Raw genomic sequence first — 20,941 nt, 5'->3', positions numbered from 1 at the left:
GTCCTCAACCACGCAACGAAGGGCTCGTCCCCGGCCATTCCCCGGCCATCCGGTCCACACCGCGCGGTCAGGTCGTCGCGCCGGCCAGCAGCGCGTACGCGCCCTCGCCGCCCAGGTCCCGGCCGGCGGCGCGGGCCCGCTCGTACGGCCCGTTCCCCAGCGCCGCCCGGGCCGCCGCCTCGGCGGCGCGTACCCCCTCCTCCTCCGGGACCGGACGCGGCAGACCCGCCCGCAGTCCGTCGGCCGCCCCGTGCAGCCGGGCGGCCCGCCCGGGATCACCGACGGCGACCAGCACCTCCGCTGCGTACTCGGCCACGGCTGCCAGGCGCGGTTCGGCGCAGAAGCCGTCGAGCCCCGTGCGCAGCGCCTGCGCGAACCCTGCCAGGGCGCCCGCCCTGTCGCCCTCGGCGGCGGCCACCCGGGCCGCGAGGCCCGCCACGAGCAGCTCGAAGTCCGGCGGCGGCGTGCCCAGGCGGCCCTCTCCCCGGGCTAGTTCGACCAGCTCGCGGGCCCCGCCGACCTCACCGCGGCGCAGCAGGATCGTCGCCAGCAACGCCCGGACGTAGGCGCGGGCATCCCACAAGCCGTACTGCTCGGCCTCCTCACCGGCCCGGCGCAGCAGCCTCTCGGCCCCTTCGTCGTCACCCTCCCGGTGGGCCAGTTCGCCCAGCCGGGAACGGACGAAGATGCCCTCCACGTGGGCACCCAGCTCGGCGCCGAGCCGCAGCGCCTCCTCCAGGTCCGCGCGGGCCGCGGGGTAGTCGCCGTACGCCAGCGCCATCTCGGCGCCGGCCTCGCAGACCTGGGCGCGCATCCAGCGGTCGCCGAGCCGCTCGCTCAGCTCCAGCAGCTCCGGCCAGTCCGCGTCGGCCCGGGGGAGCCCGCCGGGGAGGTCGATCGTGATGTGCGTACGGAACATCAGCGCGGCCGCGAGCTCCCACTCGCCGCCGTACACGCGGCACGCCGCCACCATGGCGTCCGCGTGCTTCCGGATGGACTCGTAACGGCCCACGACGTAGTCGGAGAACGGCCACAGGATGCCCGGGAAGCGCGTGGAGTGCGGGCCCGGCACGCTGTAGACCTCGATGATCCGCGAGGCCAGCGCCAGCATCTGCGGGCTCTGCATCTCCTCGCGGGGCATGGTGTCGCTGACGACGAAGAGGTGGAGCAGCCGCAGGTTCATGCGCGGCCAGAAACCCGGGGCGTCCGGGCCGTCCGGCACGTCGGCCATGGCGATGAGCCGGACCAACCACTCGCGTGCCTCGTCGCGGAAGTTGCGCAGCCACCAGAACCAGCCCATGGCCAGGGCCAGTCCGATCGCTTCGTCCTCCTCGCCCGCGTCGATCGTCCGGTGCAGCACGGCCCGCACGTTGTCCAGGTCCGCCTCCACGAGGGCCGCCCAGACCAGCTGGTCGGGGCCGCGCATGGCGGAGTCGGCGGTGCGGGCGAAGTCCGTGAAGTACGCGGTGTGCCGGCGGGCCGCCGCCGCGAGGTCGGCCGGGTCCTCGGCGGCGCGCTCGGCGGCGTACTCGTGGATCGTCTCCAGCAGCCGGTAGCGCACCTCCCGCGCGCCGTGGTCGACGACGACCAGGGACTTGTCCACGAGCTGGCCGATCAGCTCCAGCGCCTCCTCCCCGCACACGGCCTCCGCCGCCTGCAGCGTGCAGCCGCCCGCGAAGACGCTCAGCCGGCGCAGCGCCGTACGCTCCGCCGCGCCGAGCAGGTCCCAGCTCCAGTCGACGACCGCGCGCAGCGTCTGCTGGCGGGGCAGCGCGGTACGGCTGCCCCCGGTCAGCAGCCGGAAGCGGTCGTCGAGGCGCTCCGCGATCTGCCGCGGCGTGAGCACCCGCAGCCGTGCGGCGGCCAGTTCGATGGCCAGCGGCAGCCCGTCGAGACGGCGGCAGATCTCGTCCACCGCCTCCGCGTGGTCGCGGTCCGCGTCGAAGCCCGGGCGCACCCCCGCCGCCCGTTCCACGAACAACCGGTGCGCGGTCGGCAGCGGCAGCGGCTCGACCGGGCGCACCGTCTCGCCGGGCAGGCCCAGCGGTTCCCGGCTCGTGGCGAGCACGGTCACCCCGGGGCAGGCGGCGAGCAGTTGGTCGGTGAGCGCGGCCGCCGCGTCGATGACGTGCTCGCAGTTGTCGAGCACCAGCAGCATGCGGCGCTGCGCGCAGTGCTCCAGCAGCCGTGCGGCCGGGTCGGCCTCCTGGCCCGCGCTGCGCACCTCGCGGGCCGCGGCCAGCACGGCCGTGTCACGGCGCCCGATCGCGCTCAGCACGGCGTCCGGCACGGCGGCGGGACGTTCCAACGGCGCGAACTCCGCCAGCCACACGCCGTCCGGATAGGCGGAGGACCCCGTCACCGCGGCCGCCGCCTCCTGCGACAACCGGGTCTTGCCGGAGCCGCCGGGGCCGGTCAGCGTCAGCAGTCGGTGCGCGCCGTCGGTCAGGCTGGCGCGCAGCGAACGCAGTTCTGCCTCGCGGCCGACGAAGCTGGTGAGACGGGCCCGCAGGTTCCCGTTCCGGGGCGGCGCGCCGGGGGGCGGCTGCGGCGGCCCGGCGGTCAGCAACCGGGCGTGCAGCGTCCTGAGTTCGGGGCCCGGGTCGGTGCCGAGGCGGTCGGCGAGGGCCAGCCGGGTGTCCTCGTACGCCGCCAGGGCGTCGGCGGGGCGGCCCGTCGCGGTCAGCGCCCGTATCAACTGCGCCCGGAACGGCTCGTGCAACGGGTGCTCGGCGACCAGCCCGCGCAGCTGCGGCAGCAGTTCGGCGGCTCGGCCGAGGGCGAGGCACGCCTCGACCCGGCGGTACGTCGCGGTCAGCCGCAGGTCCTCCGCCCGGGCGGCGGCCGAACCCCGGTCGGGCAGGTCCGCCAGCGCGGGGCCGCGCCACAGCGCGAGCGCGGCCTCCAGGGTCTGCGCGGCGGTCGCGGGGTCGCCGGCGTCGAGCGCGGCACTGCCTTCGCGCACCAGGCGCTCGAAGAGCTGGAGGTCGACGTCGTCCGGGGTGTCCGTGATCAGCCGGTAGCCGGCGGGCCCGGAGGCGACGATGTCCCTGCCGCCGCCCGCGTCCCCTGCCCCGAGGGCGCGGCGCAGCCTCGACACGAGCGCCTGCAGCGCGCCGGACGCGTCCTGGGGCGGCTCGTCGCCCTCGCCGCCCCACACCTCGGCGATCAGGGCGTCCGGGGACACCGCGTGCGGGGCGTGCAGCGCGAGTGCGGCCAGCAGGGCCCGCAGCCGCTTGCCCGTGCCCAGGGGCACGGGTGCGCCGCCGGGGCGATGCGCCTCCGTGGCGCCGAGGATCAGGTACCGCACCCGCCCATTCTCCCGGTGTGGACCCCCGCCTCGCGGTGCCGGGGGGGTGTGGTTCCGGCCGTTTGCGGGGTGCGGGGCGTCTGTGGCCGGGGTTGGGTCTCTCCCCTACCCTCCCTCCCTCCCCCGGCCGAAGGCTGGGGGAGGGAGGGAGGGCGGGCGGACGCCCGCCGCAGGCGCAACGGACTCGCACACGACAACCGGCCCCAAGGGGCACCGCCTCACGACGGGGCACCCCGGAAGGGTTAGTCGTCCTCGTCGCGCCGCCCGAGCAACTCGTCAGCCAAAGAGGGAAGGTCGTCCAGCGGGGTCTCCTCCGCCCACGAGGGCCGGGGGCGCGACCGGCGCCCCTCCTCCGGGAGGGACGGCATCTCACGCGTGCGCTCGTTGTCCGCGTCCCGCACCGCCGCGCCGGACGTCGCCGCCTCGGACGCCTCGGACGCCTCCGGACGGAAAATCCCGGGCGGCACCCGGTCCGCGGAGGGCACGGCCGGCAGGACAGCGGTCTCGTCCGCCGCGCCGGGCGCGACCGAGGGCAGGACCGCCGTCTCCTCCGCATCCGCCGCATCCACGATCCGCGGCGCCGCCACAGGCTTCGTGAAGTCCGGGAAGGCCGGCTTGACCGGCGGCAGGACCGCCGTCTCGTCGTCGACGGGCACCGCGCGCAGGACGGCGGTCTCCGCGTCAGCGGCTGCCGCAGCCCGGGGGGCCTCCGGAGCTTGGGGGCGGGGGGTCTCGACCGTCTGCGTCGTGTCCTCCGCCTCGATGCGCGCCTGCTCGGCCCGCATCAGGGCCTCCTCGGCCTTGCGCTGGCGCTCGACGCGTCGCTCCTCGGCCTCGGCGCGCAGCCGGGCCTCCTCCTCGGCCTGGCGGCGCAGCCGTTCCTGCTCCTCGCGGCGGACGCGTTCCTCGGCCTCGCGGCGGGCCCGCTCCTCCTCCGCCTGGCGGCGGGCCTCCTCGGCCTGGCGGCGGGCTTCCTCCGCCGCTGCCTCCTCGGCCTCGCGGCGGGCGGTCTCCTCGGCGAGGCGGCGGCGTTCCTCCTCCTCAGCGCGGAGCTTCTCCAGCTGGGCCTGGCGCTCGCGTTCGAGCCGCTCCTCCTCGGCCTTGCGGGCGGCCTCGGCCTCGGCGCGCAGCCGGGCCTCCTCCTCGGCGCGGCGGCGGGCCTCCTCGCGGGCCTCGATCTCCTGCTCCGACAGGGGGAGGAGCTCGTCGAGACGGTGCCGTATCGCCGTCGTGACGGCCTCCGGCTCCTGGCCCGCGTCGACGACCAGGTAGCGCGCGGGGTCGGCCGCGGCGAGGGTGAGGAAGCCGGTGCGTACGCGCTCGTGGAACTCGGCGGGCTCGGACTCGAGCCGGTCGGGTGCCTCGGTGAAGCGCTCGCGGGCCGCCTCGGGCGTGACGTCGAGCAGGACGGTCAGGTGCGGGACGAGTCCGTCCGTCGCCCAGCGGGAGATGCGGGCGATCTCGGTCGGCGCGAGGTCGCGCCCGGCGCCCTGGTAGGCGACGGAGGAGTCGATGTAGCGGTCGGAGATGACGACCGCGCCGCGCTCCAGCGCGGGACGGACGACGGTGTCGACGTGCTCGGCGCGGTCGGCGGCGTAGAGCAGGGCCTCGGCGCGGTGGGACAGCCCGCCGCTGGAGACGTCGAGCAGGATCGAGCGCAGCCGCTTGCCGACGGCCGTGGCGCCCGGCTCGCGGGTGACGACGACCTCGTGGCCCTTGCCGCGGATCCACTCGGCGACGGCCTCGACCTGGGTGGACTTGCCGGCCCCGTCGCCGCCCTCGACCGCGATGAAGAAACCGGAGGGCGCGGGCGCCTGCTCGGGCTCGCCACCGCGCAGGGCCTCGCGCAGGTCGCGGCGCAGGGGCACGCCCTGACGGTCGTCGGTCTTGCCGAGGACGAGGGCGGCGACGGGCAGCAGCAGCGCGCCGATGAGCATCAGGGCGTACGCGGCGCCGCCGTGGTCGAAGGTGAAGTGCCCGTTGACGACGCGGTGCGGGCCGATGCCGCCGGCCAGCAGGGGGGCGCCGACGGCACCGATCGCCATGAGCAGGTGCACGACCGCGTGGAGGTGGTCGGTGGCGCGCGCCTGGCGGGACTCCTCCGTCTCCTGGTCGATGAGGACGTGCCCGGTGTTGGCGGTGATCCCGGCCGCGACGCCGGCGAGCAGCGCCAGCAGCAGCACGGTCGTCGGGTCGGGCACGATGCCGGTCAGCAGCAGGGCCAGACCGGTGACGGCGATGGCGATGGCCAGCAGGCGGCGCCGCGACAGGCCCGGCAGGGTGTGCGGGGCGATCCGGATGCCGAGCACGGGGCCGGCGGTGAGCGCCAGCACGAGGAGGCCGAAGCCGACCGGGCCGCCGCCGAGGTCTGCGGCGTGCAGTACGGCGAGTGCCACGGCGGCCGCGACGGCGCCGGCGACGGTGGCGGTGCCGAGCACCAGCAGCGGTACGGCGCCGGTGCGCCCGCGGTCGTTGCTGCGCAGGCCCTGCAGCGGGGAGCGGAGCGGGGTGGCCTGGTCGCCCGGCAGTTGCAGCAGGTAGAGGACGGCGCCGGAGGCCGCGAACAGCCCGGCGGCGACGTAGGAGGCGAGCGCGGCCTGGTGGAGCCCGAACCAGTCGACGCCGAGGCCGATCAGGTTGCCGACGAGCGTGACGACGACCAGGCTCGCGGCCGCGATCGGGAAGGCGACGAAGCCGGTGCGCTGGTCGAGGCGGCGCAGCGCGTCAAGGCGGTCGGGCAGCGGACGTACCGTTCCTGCGCCCGGCGCGGGCGCGGGCAGCAGGCCGGGGGCCGCGCCGTCCTTGGCGACCGTCCACAGGCGCTCGGCCACCCCGGTGAGGAAGACGGTGACCAGCAGCCAGGCGACGGCGTCGCCCGGCACCCAGTCGATCCACAGCGGGGCGACGATCAGCAGCGCGAGGCGTACGACGTCGGAGCCGATCATCGTCCACCGGCGGTCGAGCAGGCCGCCGGGGCCGGTGAGCGAGCCCAGCGGGCCGAGCAGTACCGCGCCGAAGAGCAGGGCGGCCAGGACGCGCGCCCCGAGGACGGCCGCGACGGCGAAGGCCGCTCCGCGGTAACCGCCGCCGAAGGACTGCGCGCCCACGGCGGCCTGCGCCGTCAGGACGGCCAGGACCAACAGGGCGAGGCGGTCGCCGACGGTACCGGTCAGCTGGGCGCCCCACAGTTTGCGCAGGGGCGGGACCTTCAGGAGCGCGCCCACGGCGCGCTGCCGTGAGTCGGCTTCCAGTTCGTCGGCGAACGTGTCCGTCGGCTGCTCGGATCGCGTCATTCCGCCAGCCTATCGGGACCGGGTGCCGTGCCGGAGGGCGCCTGCCGGGACCGCGCCCGCGGCGCGGTCCCGCGGGGACTACTCGGCGGGCTCCGCGGCCGCGGACGCGGCCCTCTTCGCCGTGGTCCTGGCCTTGGCGGCGGTCTTCTTGGCGGTCGTCTTCGCCGCCGCGGTCTTCTTCGCCGCGGTGGTCTTGGCGGCCGTCTTCTTCGCCGCGGTCTTGGTCGCGGTCGTCGTCTTCTTCGCCGGGGCCTTCTTGGCGACGGCCTTCTTCGCCGTCTTCTTGGCGGGGGCCTTGGCCCGCTTCTCGGCGAGGAGCTCGTAGCCGCGCTCGGGCGTGATCGTCTCGACGTCGTCGTCACGGCGCAGTGTGGCGTTGGTCTCGCCGTCGGTGACATACGGGCCGAAGCGGCCGTCCTTGACGACGACGGGGCGCTCGCTGACCGGGTCCGTGCCCAGTTCCTTCAGCGGGGGCTTGGCCGCGGCGCGGCCGCGCACCTTCGGCTGGGCGTAGATCGCCAGGGCCTGGTCGAGGGTGATCGCGAAGAGCTGGTCCTCGGTCTCCAGGGAGCGCGAGTCGGTGCCCTTCTTCAGGTACGGGCCGTAGCGGCCGTTCTGCGCGGTGATCTCGACGCCCTCGGCGTCGGTGCCGACGACGCGCGGCAGCGACATCAGCTTGAGCGCGTCCTGCAGCGTCACCGTGTCGAGGGACATCGTCTTGAAAAGGGAGGCGGTGCGCGGCTTGACCGCGTTCTTGCCGGTCTTCGGGGTGCCCTCGGGCAGGATCTCGGTGACGTACGGGCCGTAGCGGCCGTCCTTGGCGACGATCTGGCGGCCGGTCTCCGGGTCGGCGCCCAGCTCGAAGTCGCCGCTGGGCTTGGCCAGCAGTTCCTCGGCGAGCTCGACGGTCAGCTCGTCCGGCGGCATGTCGTCGGGGACGTCGGCACGCTGCCCGGGCTCGCCCTCGGTCTCGGCGGCCTTCTCCACGTACGGGCCGTAGCGGCCGACGCGCAGCACGATGCCGTTGCCGACGGGGAAGGAGGACACCTCGCGGGCGTCGATGGCGCCGAGGTCCTCGACCAGCTCCTTCAGGCCGCCGAGGTGGTCGCCGTCGCCGTTGCCCGCGTCGGCGGCGCCGCCGACCGGGGTCTCGCCCTCACCGAAGTAGAAGCGGCGCAGCCACGGCACGGCCTGGGCCTCGCCGCGGGCGATGCGGTCGAGGTCGTCCTCCATCCGCGCGGTGAAGTCGTAGTCGACGAGCCGGCCGAAGTGCTTCTCCAGCAGGCCGACCACGGCGAAGGAGAGGAAGGACGGCACCAGGGCCGTGCCCTTCTTGAAGACGTAGCCGCGGTCGAGGATGGTGCCGATGATCGACGCGTACGTCGACGGACGTCCGATCTCGCGCTCTTCCAGCTCCTTGACCAGGGAGGCCTCGGTGTAGCGGGCGGGCGGCTTGGTGGCGTGGCCGTCGGCGGTGATGTCCCGCGCGGTGAGGGCGTCGCCCTCGGTGACGGCGGGCAGCCGGCGCTCGCTGCTGTCGAGCTCGGCGTTGGGGTCGTCGGCGCCCTCGACGTAGGCCTTCATGAAGCCGTGGAAGGTGATGATCTTGCCGGAGGCGGAGAACTCGGCGTCCCGGCCGTCGGCGGCGCGGCCGCCGACCTTGACGGTGACGGACTGGCCGACCGCGTCCTTCATCTGGGAGGCGACGGTGCGCATCCAGATCAGCTCGTACAGGCGGTACTGGTCGCCGGTCAGGCCCGTCTCTGCGGGGGTGCGGAAACGATCACCCGAGGGGCGGATCGCCTCGTGCGCCTCCTGGGCGTTCTTGACCTTGCCCGCGTAGACGCGGGGCCTGTCCGGCAGGTAGTCGGCGCCGTACAGCTGGGTGACCTGGGCCCGGGCGGCGGCGATGGCGGTCTCCGACAGGGTCGTGGAGTCCGTACGCATGTAGGTGATGAAGCCGTTCTCGTACAGCTTCTGGGCGACCTGCATGGTGGCCTTGGCGCCGAAGCCGAGCTTGCGGCTGGCCTCCTGCTGCAGGGTCGTGGTGCGGAAGGGCGCGTACGGCGAGCGACGGTACGGCTTGGACTCGACCGAGCGGACGGAGAAGGCCGTGCTCTCCAGGGCGGCGGCGAGCGCGCGGGCGGCGGCCTCGTCCAGGTGGAGGACGCCGGCGCCCTCGCGGAGCTGCCCGGTCGACCCGAAGTCGCGGCCCTGGGCGACGCGCTTGCCGTCGACGGAGCTGAGCTTGGCGCCGAAGGTGCCCGGGTCGGTCGCGTCACCGGCCCGGCCGGTGGCGAAGGTCGCGGAGAGGTCCCAGTACTCGGCGGAGCGGAAGGCGATCCGCTCGCGCTCGCGCTGGACGACGAGCCGGGTGGCGACGGACTGGACACGGCCGGCCGACAGCCGCGGCATGACCTTCTTCCACAGGACCGGCGAGACCTCGTAACCGTAGAGGCGGTCGAGGATGCGGCGGGTCTCCTGGGCGTCGACGAGGGTCTGGTTCAGCTCGCGCGGGTTGCGGACGGCTTCCTGGATGGCGTCCTTGGTGATCTCGTGGAAGACCATCCGGCGGACCGGGACCTTGGGCTTGAGGACTTCCTGCAGGTGCCAGGCGATGGCCTCGCCCTCGCGGTCCTCATCGGTGGCGAGCAGGAGCTCGTCCGACTCCTTGAGCAGGTCCTTCAGCTTCTTGACCTGGGCCTTCTTGTCCGCGTTGACGACGTAGATCGGCTGGAACTCGCTGTCGACGTTGACGCCGAGCCGCGCCCACGGCTGGCCCTTGTACTCCGCCGGCACTTCGGCGGCCCCGTTCGGGAGGTCGCGGATGTGCCCGACGCTGGCCTCGACGACATAGCCGGGGCCGAGGTAGCCCTTGATCGTCTTCGCCTTGGCAGGCGACTCGACGATCACGAGTCGGCGGCCGCTGCCCTGTGCGGTCTCGCGGGTCGGGGACAACTTCGCTCTTCTCTCCGGGTCGAAGGTGGTCTCGCTGCGGAGTGTGACCGTACATCCCGGTCCCGTGTCAAACGGGAAAAGTCCGCAACGCCACTCGAACGGTAACCCGACAAGCGTCCTGTCTGCCGCACGGACTGCCGCCCATGTCCGATTTGCCCAGCTCAGAGGATCAGGAACAGCCAGACCCCGACAAGAAGCGAAACGACCCCGAAGAAACCTGCCACGGCGACCGAGACCGGGCCCCCTCCTTGGACCACCGGCAGGTGCTTCAGCGACCGGGTGACGGTCCAGGCCAGGAGGGCTGCCCCGAAAACCGCGAACACCGTCCCGGCGAAGATCCCTGGCGCGGTTTCCATGTACATGCCCCCGGATCCCTCTCGCGCTCCATGACCGATGCCCCCCGCAGGCACGGAGAGTGGCACGCCGGGGCGGCTTCGGGAAGAACCCCCGGTGAACTCCGCCCGAAAGGGCCTGGCCGATTCCTTTCGCTCCCGCGCCCTCGGCCCGGCTCCGGCGGACCCGGGCGGACCCGGCTGCGAACCCTCCCGGCGGCTCCTTCCCACGGTCCCGTCGCTCTCCCCTCCGGCGTTCCCTGCCGGTGCTGCGCACCGCTCGCTCCCCCCGGACCGCCTTGACTCGCCTGACAAGATGTCCGGATACAGCGAACGTATCCTCAGGGGGAGTCCCGCCATGTCCGACCCGAACAACCCGTACGGCCAGCCCAAGCAGGACGGTTACGGCTACCCGCAGCAGCCCCCGGCCGGCCCCGGCGGCTACGGGCAGCAGCCCGGCTACGGCTACCCGCAGCAGGGCTACCCCCAGCAGGGGTATCCGCAACAGGGTTACCCCCAGGGCGCCTACACCGGGGACCCCAACGCCCCCTACGGATACGACATGTACGGCCGGCCGCTGTCGGACAAGTCCAAGGTCGTGGCGGGCGTGCTGCAGCTGCTGGTGGGCAGCCTGGGCGTCGGCCGCTTCTACGTGGGTGACGTCGGCATCGGCATTGCGCAGCTCCTCACCTGCGGCGGCCTCGGCGTCTGGGCGCTGATCGACGGCATCCTCTTCCTGACGAGCAACGACCGCACCGACTCCCAGGGCCGCGTCCTGCGCAGCTGAGGACGATGACCTCCCCGACCACCTGGGACCGCCTCAGGGCCGTGGCCGCGCGACCGGCCACGGCCCCCGTGGCGTCGCTGCTCGCGGGCGCGGCGGGCGCGGCCTACCTGTACGGCACGGACCCGCACCAGCCGGGGCACTGGCTGCCCCGATGCCCCTTCAACTTCGCGACGGGGCTGCTCTGTCCGGCCTGCGGCGCGACCCGCATGGTCTACGACCTGATGCACGGCGACCTCACGGCCGCCTTCCACGACAACGCGCTGCTGCTGCTGGCGAGTCCCTTTCCCCTCTATCTGTACGCGCGGTGGGTGACGGAGGGGCTGCGCGGCCGGTCGTACCGGCCGACGCTGGGACGACGTGCGCAGATGGCGGTCCTGGGGATCGCCGTGACCTGGGCCGTCGTACGCAACGCGGTTTGACAACGCGGCGATCACGGTTCCGTGACGTCTGTTAATCAGAGCGACAGATGTCCATTTCTAATGCCAAGATTCAGCCAATCCGACGCGGGGGGCCGGATCGTACCGATGCGCGCGCTCCCGCTGAACCGTCCCCGTTGCACGAGGAGCACGTCCATGGCCACGCCCGCCCCCACCACTGACGCCCCGTTCGGTCTCGACCCGTCGGGCCGGCCGCTGTCGGACAAGTCCAAGGTCGCCGCCGGTCTGCTCGGCATCTTCCTCGGCGGTCTCGGCATCGGCCGCTTCTACACCGGCCACACCAAGATCGGCATCCTGCAGCTGGTCGTCTCGGTCGTCACCCTGGGCGCCGGCGGCCTGTGGGGCTTCATCGACGGCATCGTGCGCATCGCCGGCAGCGCGCCCACCGACGCGCAGGGCCGCGTCCTGCGCTGACCACCCACGCGACGGCCCGCCTCCGCTCCGCGGCGGCGGGCCGTCGCGTTCGCTCACACCGGCTCGATGAAGCCCTGCTCCACCAGCAGCCGGATCGCCTCCGGCGTACGGTCCCGCAGCACCACCGGGTCCTCGCCCAGCAACTGGGCGATGGCATCGAGGATCCGACCGGCCGTCAACGTCCCGTCGCAGACGCCCGCGAACCCCGCGCCGACCGTGTCCACCCTCGTCGCGCGCCGCATGCCGCGGTTGGCCCGCAGGACGACGTGCTCCGGGTCCTCGGCACCGGGCAGGCCCACCTGCTCCTGCACCACCTCGTCCGCAAGGCGGAAGCGCGCGTCGAGCAGCGCCGCGTCGTCATGGGCCCGCAGGAAGTCCTGCCGGCCGAACCACGCCTCGATGTGCGGTCCGAGCGGCTGCTCCACCGGGTGCGGCCACTCCTCCGCGGTGACGACGGGACGGTCCGAGCCGGTCCTGCGCACGGTGATCCAGCCGAAGCCGACGGCCTTGGTCTTGCGCTGCTCGAAGGCGTCCAGCCATTCCTCGTAGCGTGCGGCGTACGCATCCGGCCCGGCCAGGTGGTCACCGCCGTCGCGCAGCCACAGCTCCGCGTACTGCGTGACGTCCTGCACCTCGCGCTGCACGATCCACGCGTCACAGCCGTCGGGCACCCAGCCGGCGACCCGGTCCCGCCAGTCCTCGCCCTCGGTGTGCTCCCAGTTGGCGAGCAGTTGGAGGTAGCCGCCCTCGGCGAGGTGCCCGGCGGCCTGCCGCACGACGGTGCGGCACAGGTCGTCGCCGGCCATGCCGCCGTCGCGGTAGGTGAAGCGGCTGCCCGGGGAGATGACGAAGGGCGGGTTGGACACGATCAGGTCGAAGCGCTCGTCGCCGACGGGCTCGAAGAGGCTGCCCTGCCGGACGTCCGGCTCGGGGGCACCCGACAGGGCGAGGGTGAGTCGCGTGAAGTGCAGGGCACGGGGGTTGACGTCGGTCGCGGTGACCCGGGTGGCGTGCCGGGAGGCGTGCAGCGCCTGGATGCCGGAGCCGGTGCCGAGGTCCAGCGCGCGGGCCACGGGCGTGCGGACGGTGATCCCGGCGAGGGTGGTCGAGGCGCCGCCGACCCCGAGCACGAGGTCCGCGCGGTCCACCCCGGGCGTCGTACGGATGCCGTTGGCGCCGCCCACGGCGCAGCCGAGGTCCGAGACGATGTACCAGTCCTCGCCGCCGTCGCCGCCGTAGGGGCGGACGTCCACGGTGGCCCGCAGTTCGTCGCCGTCCCGGACGAGCCAGCCGTCGTCCAGGGCCGCGTCGAGGGGCAGCACGTCACGCAGCTGGTCGTACGGTACGGGCTGCTGCAGCAGGAAGAGCCGCACCAGGCTCTCCAGCGGGCCGCCGCCGCGGGTGGCGCGCAGGGCGGGCACCGTCTCCGCCCGCGAGAGCGCGGCGTAGGCCGTCGCCCCGAGCAGGTCGAGGCAGCCGTCGGCCGTGAAGGCGGCGGCGCGCAACGCGTCGCGGAGGCGGCCGGCGCGGTCGGGGGCGGGCAGGGGCTGCGGGTGCGGCTGCGTACTCACGCTGCCATTGTCACCCCGGAGGGGGCGCCCGGCGGGCCCCACCCGCCCTCGGGCGGTCAGGACTTCGAGGGCTGGGCGCCGGAGTCCTGGCAGCCGGGCTGCTTCGCCATCGCCTCGCCGACCTCGCCGCGGCGCAGCGTGTCGAGGGCCTGCTCGCCGCTCTTGCTCACCTTGGCCAGGCTGTCGGAGACGCTCTTGAGGCCGTCGGCGAACTTCGCCTGGTTGGAGACGGGCAGCGCGTCGACCTGCTTGCGCAGGTTCGCGTACGCGGTGGACAGCGAGTTGAGGTCGCCGACCGCGTCCTGCTTGAGCTTGGCGCCGTCGTCGACCGGCGGGTCACCGGCCTTGCCGACGATTCCGGCGAGCGCCTTGTAGGCCTCCGAGATCTGACCGAACGCCGTGGAGTCGGCGCTCCTGACGTCCTTCGGCGTGGCGTTGCTCGGGGTGTTGCTGATGTGGGTGTTCGCGTCGTTGATCTTCTTGACCTGTGCGGAGGCCTGGTCGCAGACCGTCTTCGCCCAGGCGTCGAGCTCCTTGTTGCCGTCGCCGCATCCCGACAGCGACCCCGTCGCGAGGATCACAGCCGTGACGGACAGCGCAGCCGCGAGTTTGTTCTTCACGGCCCCGGAACCTACACGGCTCCTGTCCACGGGCCACATCGCTTCCGCTCGATGTGCCCACTATTGCCCCTTATGAACCAAGAACGGGGTGATGCATCTGACGTGGGCGAAGGCGGCGGGCGCCACCCCGGAGGATGACGCCCGCCGCCGTATCTGGATGAGCTCACACTACGTCAGACCGTGGCCGTGGCGTTCGGGTCGGCCGACCGCTTGGTGCTCTGGCCGTCGTCCTGGCCGGTGTCGACGCCCTCGTCCTCCTCGACCGCGATGCCGCGGCGCTTGGAGATGTAGACGGCGACCACGATGACCAGGATCGCCACGGCCGCGGCGCCGATCCGCACGCCGAGGTTGGCGTCGTCACCGTAGGAGAACTGGACCACCGCGGGGGCGACCAGCAGCGCCACCAGGTTCATGACCTTGAGCAGCGGGTTGATGGCCGGACCCGCGGTGTCCTTGAAGGGGTCGCCGACGGTGTCGCCGATGACCGTGGCGGCATGGGCCTCGCTGCCCTTGCCGCCGTGGTGACCATCCTCGACGAGCTTCTTGGCGTTGTCCCAGGCGCCGCCGGAGTTCGCCAGGAAGACCGCCATGAGGGTGCCCGCGCCGATGGCCCCGGCGAGGTACGAGCCTAGCGCGCCGATGCCGAACGTGAAGCCCACGGCGATCGGGGCGAGCACGGCGAGCAGACCGGGGGTGGCCAGCTCGCGCAGCGCGTCCTTGGTGCAGATGTCGACGACGCGCCCGTACTCGGGCTTCTCGGTGTAGTCCATGATCCCGGGCCGCTCGCGGAACTGCCGGCGCACCTCGAAGACCACGGCCCCGGCGGACCGGGAGACCGCGTTGATGGCCAGTCCGGAGAAGAGGAAGACGACGGCCGCACCGAGCAGCAGGCCGACCAGGTTGTTGGGCTGGGAGATGTCCAGGTCCAGCCACCTGAGGTCGCCTGCGGAGATGTTCGCCTCCCGCACCGCGGTGTCGACGGCCTCCTTGAAGGAACCGAACAGCGCGGTCGCCGCGAGCACGGCGGTCGCGATGGCGATGCCCTTGGTGATCGCCTTGGTGGTGTTGCCGACCGCGTCGAGGTCGGTGAGCACCTGGGCGCCCTCGCCGTGCACGTCGCCGGACATCTCGGCGATGCCCTGCGCGTTGTCGGACACCGGGCCGAAGGTGTCCATGGCGACGATCACGCCGACGGTGGTGAGCAGGCCGGTGCCGGCCAGCGCCACCGCGAACAGGGCGAGCCAGATCGAGGCGCCGCCCAGCAGGAAGGCGCCGTACACGGAGAGGCCGATGAGGACGGCCGAGTACACCGCGGACTCCAGGCCGACGGAGATGCCGGACAGGACCACCGTGGCGGGACCGGTCAGCGAGGTCTTGCCGATGTCGCGCACCGGACGCCGGCTGGTCTCGGTGAAGTAGCCGGTGAGCTGCTGGATGAGCGCCGCCAGCACGATGCCGATGGCGACCGCGACCAGCGCGAGGATGCGCGGGTCACCGCCGTGCGAGGCGATGTCGCCCGGCACGTTGGCCAGCTCTGCGTACGTCGAGGGCAGGTACGCGAACGCCGCGACGGCCACCATCGCCAGCGAGATCACCGCGGAGATGAAGAAGCCGCGGTTGATGGCGGTCATGCCGCTGCGGTCCTTGCGGCGGGGGGCCACCGCGAAGATGCCGACCATCGCGGTGAGCACGCCGATCGCCGGGATCAGCAGCGGGAAGGCCAGGCCGGAGTCGCCGAAGGCGACCTTGCCGAGGATCAGCGCGGCCACCAGCGTGACGGCGTAGGACTCGAATAGGTCGGCCGCCATGCCGGCGCAGTCGCCCACGTTGTCGCCGACGTTGTCCGCGATGGTGGCGGCGTTGCGCGGGTCGTCCTCGGGGATGCCCTGCTCGACCTTGCCGACCAGGTCGGCGCCGACGTCCGCGGCCTTGGTGAAGATGCCGCCGCCGACACGCATGAACATGGCGAGCAGCGCCGCACCGAAACCGAAGCCCTCCAGCACCTTGGGCGCGTCGGCCTTGTAGACCAGCACGACGACGGAGGCGCCCAGCAGACCCAGGCCCACCGTGAACATGCCGACCACACCACCGGTGCGGAAGGCGATCTTCATCGCGTGGTGCGAGACGGTCGTCAGGTCGGCCGCGGGCTCACCCTGCGCCGGGGTCGCGGCTCGTGCGGCAGCGGCCACGCGGACGTTGCTGCGCACCGCCAGCCACATGCCGATGTAGCCGGTGACCGCCGAGAATCCGGCGCCCACCAGGAAGAACACGCTTCGGCCGATGCGCTGCGACGTGGTGTCCGCGGGCAGCAGCATGAGCAGGAAGAACGCGACGACCGCGAAGACTCCCAGGGTGCGGAACTGCCGTGCGAGGTAGGCGTTCGCGCCTTCCTGCACGGCAGCCGCGATCTTCTTCATGCTGTCGGTGCCCTCGTCGGCACTGAGCACTTGACGTACCAGCACCACGGCGAGCACGAGTGCGGCCAGCGCCACGGCGGCGATGACGAGCACGAGATTGCGGTTGCCGTCCGTCAGTACGGGTGATGCGGCCAGGGGTTGAGCGATGTCCTGCAGGTGAGGGGTGAGTGGCCCCGCCATTCGTCCTCCTTGACGTTTGGCACGTGGGCGCGCGGCTCCGGCGACTTAGCAGCCGCGACGCTCAGGCTTGTGGGCTGAGCAAAGATGGACGGATTGTAGGGAGCCGAACTAGATCAAAACAGGGCGCAGGAAACGAAATTCGCCGAGGCCGGGGATATAGCAAAGGAGATCGCCCACAGATATCACCGGAAAAGGTGAACAGTCACCGTGTAAGTGGATCAACCACCGGGTGAACGCGGGCACGCCGAGCTGACCTGCGGCGGAAGCTCGCAGGCTGCTCGGCAGGAGCGCGTGAGGGGGGCGGAGCGGCTAGGAGAGCGCGGCCGGGTTCAGCGGCCAGCTCATCCGGATGACATCGCCGTACTCTCCCGAGAAGACCTCGACGTCGTCGACGAGGCCACTGATGACCGCCAGACCCATCTGGCCCTCGTCCTCCGCCTCGGAGGAGTCGGACGAGGACGACGAGCCGTCGGGAAGCGGCTCGGGGTGTTCGGCGGGGCTGTCGCCACGCGCCGAGGGCACACTGGCGGCGTCCGCGGGGCGGTCGTCCGCCTCGGGGGACTTGTCGCCGACCTCGATGGAGAACTTCTTCTCCTCCTCGGTCAGCACCACCCGGACCGGGCGGTCCGCACCGCTGCTGCGGTACAGGCCGACGGCCCGGCTGCACGCCTCACCGACGGCGAGCCGGACCTCGTCGAGGACGGCCTCGTCCACCCCTGCCCTGCGGGCTACCGCAGCCGCCACCAGTCGTGCGGTGCGGACGTGCTCCGGCAGTGCGCTGAAGAGCAGTTCTACGGTGGGCATGGCCTCCCCCTCGTGCCTGTGGGCGGGCAAGACAGGGGCCCGGGCGTCGGCGTCGCCCGGAGCCCCACGGTCCGGCGCCGAACGTCAGTCGGTCGCCGCGACGGCCTCGTCGACCGAGGTGTGGATGGGGAACACCTTGGTCAGGCCGGTGATACGGAAAATCTTGAGAATGCGCTCCTGGTTGCACACCAGGCGCAGCGAGCCTTCATGCGCGCGAACCCGCTTGAGCCCGCCGACCAGCACGCCCAGCCCGGTCGAGTCCAGGAAGTCCACGCCTTCCATGTCCACGACCAAGTGGTAGCTACCGTCGTTCACGAGTTCCACCAGCTGCTCGCGCAGCTTGGGAGCGGTGTACACATCAATCTCGCCGCCGACCTCGACGACCGTACGGTCGCCGACGGTTCGAGTCGACAGGGACAGGTCCACGGATCCTCCAGCACCTTGCATCGAGCGGTCGCCCCCCATGGATCGGCAGCCGCGATGGCATTCAATCACTTACCAGCGGGCATGCACGACGCCTTACGGCGATTGTCCGTCATGCCAGTGACACACTGAGTGCCGATGGCTCAGGATCATCTTCCGCAGTCGGCGCACGGCCGCACCTCCCCCGTCGCCCTCCTGGAGCGGCTTGCCACGGGGGCGGGCAGGGCCGCGCGCATCACCCATACGGAGCACTTGCCCCCACGGGCGGGTCGCCATGCCGATTGGCCTGATCAGATCCGCCCGGAGGTGATCGACGCGGTCCGCGCGTGCGGCATCGAACGGCCGTGGGAACACCAGGCCGAAGTGGCCGCCCACGCCCTCGCCGGCACCTCCGCGGTGGTCGCCACGGGGACGGCCTCCGGCAAGTCCCTGGCGTACCTCGTGCCGGTCCTCAGCGCCCTCGTGGACGGTTCCGAGGCGCCGAACGGCCGGGGCGCCACCGCGCTCTACCTCGCGCCCACCAAGGCCCTGGCGGCCGACCAGCGGCGTGCCGTGGCCGAGCTCGCCGCCCCGCTGGGCAAGGCGGTCCGCGCGGCCGTCTACGACGGCGACACGCCGTTCGAGGAGCGCGAGTGGGTCCGCCAGTACGCCACGTACGTGCTCACCAACCCCGACATGCTCCATCTGGGTGTCCTGCCGGGCCATTCGCGGTGGTCCTCCTTCCTCCGGCAGCTCCGCTACGTCGTGATCGACGAGTGCCACACCTACCGGGGCGTCTTCGGCTCGCACGTCGCCCAGGTCATACGCAGGCTGCGGCGTGTCTGCGCCCGCTACGGCGCCGATCCCGTCTTCCTCCTCGCCTCCGCGACCGCCGCCGACCCGGGCGCGACCGCGACCCGGCTGACGGGCGTGCCCGTCGCCGAGGTCACCGAGGACGCCTCCCCGCGCGGCGAGGTCGCCTTCGCCCTGTGGGAGCCCCCGCTCACCGAGCTCAGCGGGGAGCACGGCGCCCCGGTGCGCCGCACGGCCACCGCCGAGGCCGCCGACCTGCTGACGGACCTGGTGCTCGACGGCACCCGCACGGTGGCCTTCGTGCGCTCCCGGCGGGCCGCCGAGCTGATCTCCCTCATCGCGCAGGAACGCCTCGGCGAGATCGACCGCCGGCTGACCCGCCGGGTCGCGGCCTACCGCGGCGGCTACCTGCCCCAGGAGCGCCGGGCGATCGAGCGCGACCTGCACACCGGGCGGCTCCTCGGACTGGCCTCCACAACGGCCCTGGAGCTGGGTGTGGACGTCTCCGGGCTCGACGCCGTCCTCCTGGCCGGGTACCCGGGCACGAGGGCCTCCCTGTGGCAGCAGGCGGGTCGCGCGGGGCGATCGGGTCAGGGGGCGCTGGCGGTGCTCATCGCCCGCGACGACCCGCTGGACACGTACCTCGTGCACCACCCGGACGCCCTCTTCCGCCGTCCGGTGGAGTCCACGGTGCTGGACCCGGACAACCCGTACGTCCTCGCGCCGCACCTGTGCGCCGCCGCGGCCGAGCTGCCGCTGGGCGAGGAGGACCTTGAGCTCTTCGGACCCGAGACCGCGATGCTGCTGCCCCAGCTGGAGCGCCGCGGGTTGCTGAGGCGGCGTTCCGGCGGCTGGTACTGGACGCGGCGCGAGCGGGCGGCCGACCTCACCGACATCCGCGGCGAGGGGGGCAAGCCCGTCCAGGTGGTCGAGGCCGGGACCGGGCGCCTGCTCGGCACCGTCGACGCGGGCGCCGCGCACACCGCCGTCCACGAGGGCGCGGTCCACCTGCACCAGGGCCGCACCTACCTCGTACGGCACCTGGACCTGGAGGACTCCGTCGCGCTCGTGGAGCAGGCCGACCCGCCGTATTCGACGATGGCCCGCGACACCACGGCGATCTCCGTGCTCGACGAGGACCGGGTCGAGGAGTGGGGCGAGGCCCGCCTCCACTTCGGCTCCGTCGAGGTCACCCATCAGGTCGTCTCCTTCCTCCGCCGCCGGCTGATCACCAACGAGGTGATGGGCGAGACCAAGCTGGACCTGCCACCCCGCACCCTGCGCACCCGCGCCGTGTGGTGGACGGTCACCGACGATCAGCTCGATGCCGCGCAGATCCACCCCGAGGAGCTGCCCGGCGCCCTCCACGCCGCCGAGCACGCCTCCATCGGCCTCCTCCCGCTCTTCGCCACCTGCGACCGCTGGGACATCGGCGGCGTCTCCGTGCCGCTCCACCAGGACACCGGGCTGCCGACCGTCTTCGTGTACGACGGCCATCCCGGCGGCGCGGGCTTCGCGGAACGGGCCTTCCGGACCGCCCGGAGCTGGCTCACCGCCACCCGCGAGGCGATCGCCTCCTGCGAGTGCGAGTTCGGCTGCCCGTCCTGCGTACAGTCGCCCAAGTGCGGCAACGGCAACGACCCGCTGGACAAGCAGGCCGCGGTCCGTCTGCTCGACGTGCTCCTCGCGACCGAGGGCCCTTCGGAGCCCGGACCCGCGTCGGCGCCCGCCCCCGATCCGGAGTCCTGAGGCCCCGCCCGGGAGCGGACCCGGGCGGGCCCGACCGCGGCCGTGACGTCGGCGACCTCACCGGTGACCGCGCAGCGCACCAGCCGGGCGTGCTGGGCCGCGGCCACCCGCCCGGCCACGGCGCAGGCCTCGGCGCTGCCCCGCAGGGCGTGGTCGGCGGCGGCCAGCGCCGCGAGGTCCGCGGCGGCCCCCGCGCGGTGGCGTGCGGCGACGGCGGCGCCGAACGCCAGCACGGTGCAGGCGGCCAGCGCCAGCAGCGCCCCCAGAAGGGCCGTCCAGACCGTCGCGGAACCCCGGTCGTCCCTTCGCCGGCTCACGGCCCCTCCCCCGGACCCTCCGCGGCGGCGACCGCCTCGCCGCGGAGGGTCAGGGACAGGGAACGGGCCTCCACCGTGACCCGGACCAGGTCGCCGCCCCGGTGGACCGAGACGGCGGCCCCGGCGGGCGCCGCGGCGCGGGCCGCGCTCAGCACCGCGGCGTCGGGCTCCTCGCGGGCCGCCGCGCGGGCTCCGGCCCGCGCGGCGTCGACGCAACGGATCTGCGCGGCCGCCGCGGCGATCCCCCACAGCAGGAGCGCCGTGAGGAACACCAGCGACGGGATGACCACCGCGGCCTCGGCCGTGACGTAGCCCGCGTCGCGGCGGCGTTCAGAACGCCACATCGAGGGCCCGCTTGATGAGCCCGGAGAGCGCGGAGCTGACCGCGCCCGAGGTGACGACCTTGTAGAGCACGGCCGCGAAACCGCAGGCCGCCAGCGTGCCCACGGCGTACTCGGCCGTGGTCATCCCGCGCTCGCCGGTGCGGCACCGGCGGCTCAGTTTCCTCAGACAACGCATGACTCGCATGGGATCCCC

The 20,941-nt window shown here is 73.3% G+C and carries 15 protein-coding genes and 1 pseudogene; 4 read left to right on the top strand and 12 right to left on the bottom strand.

All coding sequences use genetic code 11. From position 1 onward, the window contains the following. Positions 1-67 precede the first annotated feature (67 nt). The 4 genes from ACZ7MY_RS25380 to ACZ7MY_RS25365 all read right to left on the bottom strand — a co-directional run bounded on the left by ACZ7MY_RS25380 (position 68) and on the right by ACZ7MY_RS25365 (position 9,923). Complete coding sequence (locus ACZ7MY_RS25380) at positions 68-3,310, bottom strand: ATP-binding protein (protein ID WP_499605005.1); 3,243 nt, start codon at positions 3,308-3,310, stop codon at positions 68-70. 242 nt (positions 3,311-3,552) lie between these two features. Further along, a complete protein-coding gene (gene tmk / locus ACZ7MY_RS25375) occupies positions 3,553-6,603 on the bottom strand; it encodes a dTMP kinase (protein WP_499605003.1) in 3,051 nt (1,016 codons plus the stop codon). Positions 6,604-6,681: 78 nt separating this feature from the next. Then, the gene (gene topA, locus ACZ7MY_RS25370; protein WP_499605001.1) at positions 6,682-9,561 is read right to left on the bottom strand and encodes a type I DNA topoisomerase; all 2,880 of its coding nucleotides are present in this window, start codon (positions 9,559-9,561) and stop codon (positions 6,682-6,684) included. A gap of 161 nt (positions 9,562-9,722) precedes the next feature. Next, a complete protein-coding gene (locus ACZ7MY_RS25365) occupies positions 9,723-9,923 on the bottom strand; it encodes a hypothetical protein (protein WP_499604999.1) in 201 nt (66 codons plus the stop codon). 328 nt (positions 9,924-10,251) lie between these two features. On the opposite strand from ACZ7MY_RS25365, the gene ACZ7MY_RS25360 reads away from it, so the two are divergent. The 3 genes from ACZ7MY_RS25360 to ACZ7MY_RS25350 all read left to right on the top strand — a co-directional run bounded on the left by ACZ7MY_RS25360 (position 10,252) and on the right by ACZ7MY_RS25350 (position 11,531). After that, on the top strand, positions 10,252-10,680 hold the full coding sequence (locus ACZ7MY_RS25360) for a TM2 domain-containing protein (RefSeq protein WP_499604997.1): 429 nt from the start codon (positions 10,252-10,254) through the stop codon (positions 10,678-10,680). A 5-nt stretch (positions 10,681-10,685) separates the two neighbouring features. Further along, complete coding sequence (locus ACZ7MY_RS25355; RefSeq protein ID WP_499604996.1) at positions 10,686-11,099, top strand: DUF2752 domain-containing protein; 414 nt, start codon at positions 10,686-10,688, stop codon at positions 11,097-11,099. 153 nt (positions 11,100-11,252) lie between these two features. Further along, complete coding sequence (locus ACZ7MY_RS25350) at positions 11,253-11,531, top strand: NINE protein (RefSeq protein WP_499604994.1); 279 nt, start codon at positions 11,253-11,255, stop codon at positions 11,529-11,531. Positions 11,532-11,584: 53 nt separating this feature from the next. Here the strand turns inward: ACZ7MY_RS25350 and ACZ7MY_RS25345 are convergent, their stop codons facing one another. The 5 genes from ACZ7MY_RS25345 to bldG all read right to left on the bottom strand — a co-directional run bounded on the left by ACZ7MY_RS25345 (position 11,585) and on the right by bldG (position 17,549). Next, the gene (locus ACZ7MY_RS25345; RefSeq protein WP_499604993.1) at positions 11,585-13,102 is read right to left on the bottom strand and encodes a DUF7059 domain-containing protein; all 1,518 of its coding nucleotides are present in this window, start codon (positions 13,100-13,102) and stop codon (positions 11,585-11,587) included. Positions 13,103-13,158: 56 nt separating this feature from the next. Beyond that, complete coding sequence (locus tag ACZ7MY_RS25340; RefSeq protein ID WP_499604991.1) at positions 13,159-13,722, bottom strand: small secreted protein; 564 nt, start codon at positions 13,720-13,722, stop codon at positions 13,159-13,161. 173 nt (positions 13,723-13,895) lie between these two features. Next, positions 13,896-16,319: a sodium-translocating pyrophosphatase gene (locus ACZ7MY_RS25335; protein WP_499604990.1), complete on the bottom strand. Its 2,424-nt coding sequence runs from the start codon at positions 16,317-16,319 to the stop codon at positions 13,896-13,898. A gap of 309 nt (positions 16,320-16,628) precedes the next feature. Further along, on the bottom strand, positions 16,629-17,123 hold the full coding sequence (locus tag ACZ7MY_RS25330) for an ATP-binding protein (protein ID WP_499604988.1): 495 nt from the start codon (positions 17,121-17,123) through the stop codon (positions 16,629-16,631). Between the two features lie 84 nt (positions 17,124-17,207). Then, complete coding sequence (gene bldG, locus ACZ7MY_RS25325; RefSeq protein ID WP_018562186.1) at positions 17,208-17,549, bottom strand: anti-sigma factor antagonist BldG; 342 nt, start codon at positions 17,547-17,549, stop codon at positions 17,208-17,210. A gap of 135 nt (positions 17,550-17,684) precedes the next feature. On the opposite strand from bldG, the gene ACZ7MY_RS25320 reads away from it, so the two are divergent. Further along, positions 17,685-20,087, top strand: coding sequence for a DEAD/DEAH box helicase (locus tag ACZ7MY_RS25320; protein ID WP_499604986.1), 2,403 nt, complete (start codon positions 17,685-17,687; stop codon positions 20,085-20,087). A gap of 35 nt (positions 20,088-20,122) precedes the next feature. Here ACZ7MY_RS25320 and ACZ7MY_RS25315 read toward each other — a convergent pair. The 3 genes and pseudogenes from ACZ7MY_RS25315 to ACZ7MY_RS25305 form a co-directional block, all read right to left on the bottom strand. Continuing rightward, a pseudogene (locus tag ACZ7MY_RS25315) lies at positions 20,123-20,404 on the bottom strand (Rv3654c family TadE-like protein); the annotation flags it as partial. Then, complete coding sequence (locus ACZ7MY_RS25310; RefSeq protein WP_499604984.1) at positions 20,401-20,748, bottom strand: TadE family type IV pilus minor pilin; 348 nt, start codon at positions 20,746-20,748, stop codon at positions 20,401-20,403. The pseudogene ACZ7MY_RS25315 and the gene ACZ7MY_RS25310, both read right to left, overlap by 4 nt. After that, on the bottom strand, positions 20,735-20,932 hold the full coding sequence (locus tag ACZ7MY_RS25305) for a DUF4244 domain-containing protein (RefSeq protein ID WP_499604982.1): 198 nt from the start codon (positions 20,930-20,932) through the stop codon (positions 20,735-20,737). The genes ACZ7MY_RS25310 and ACZ7MY_RS25305 overlap by 14 nt, the downstream gene beginning before the upstream one ends. Positions 20,933-20,941 lie beyond the last annotated feature (9 nt).

The sequence above is a fragment of the Streptomyces sp. NPDC111520 genome, from assembly GCF_055635295.1.
Note: the sequence above shows the minus strand (reverse complement) of the source record. Positions and strands in the feature narration are given on the sequence as shown.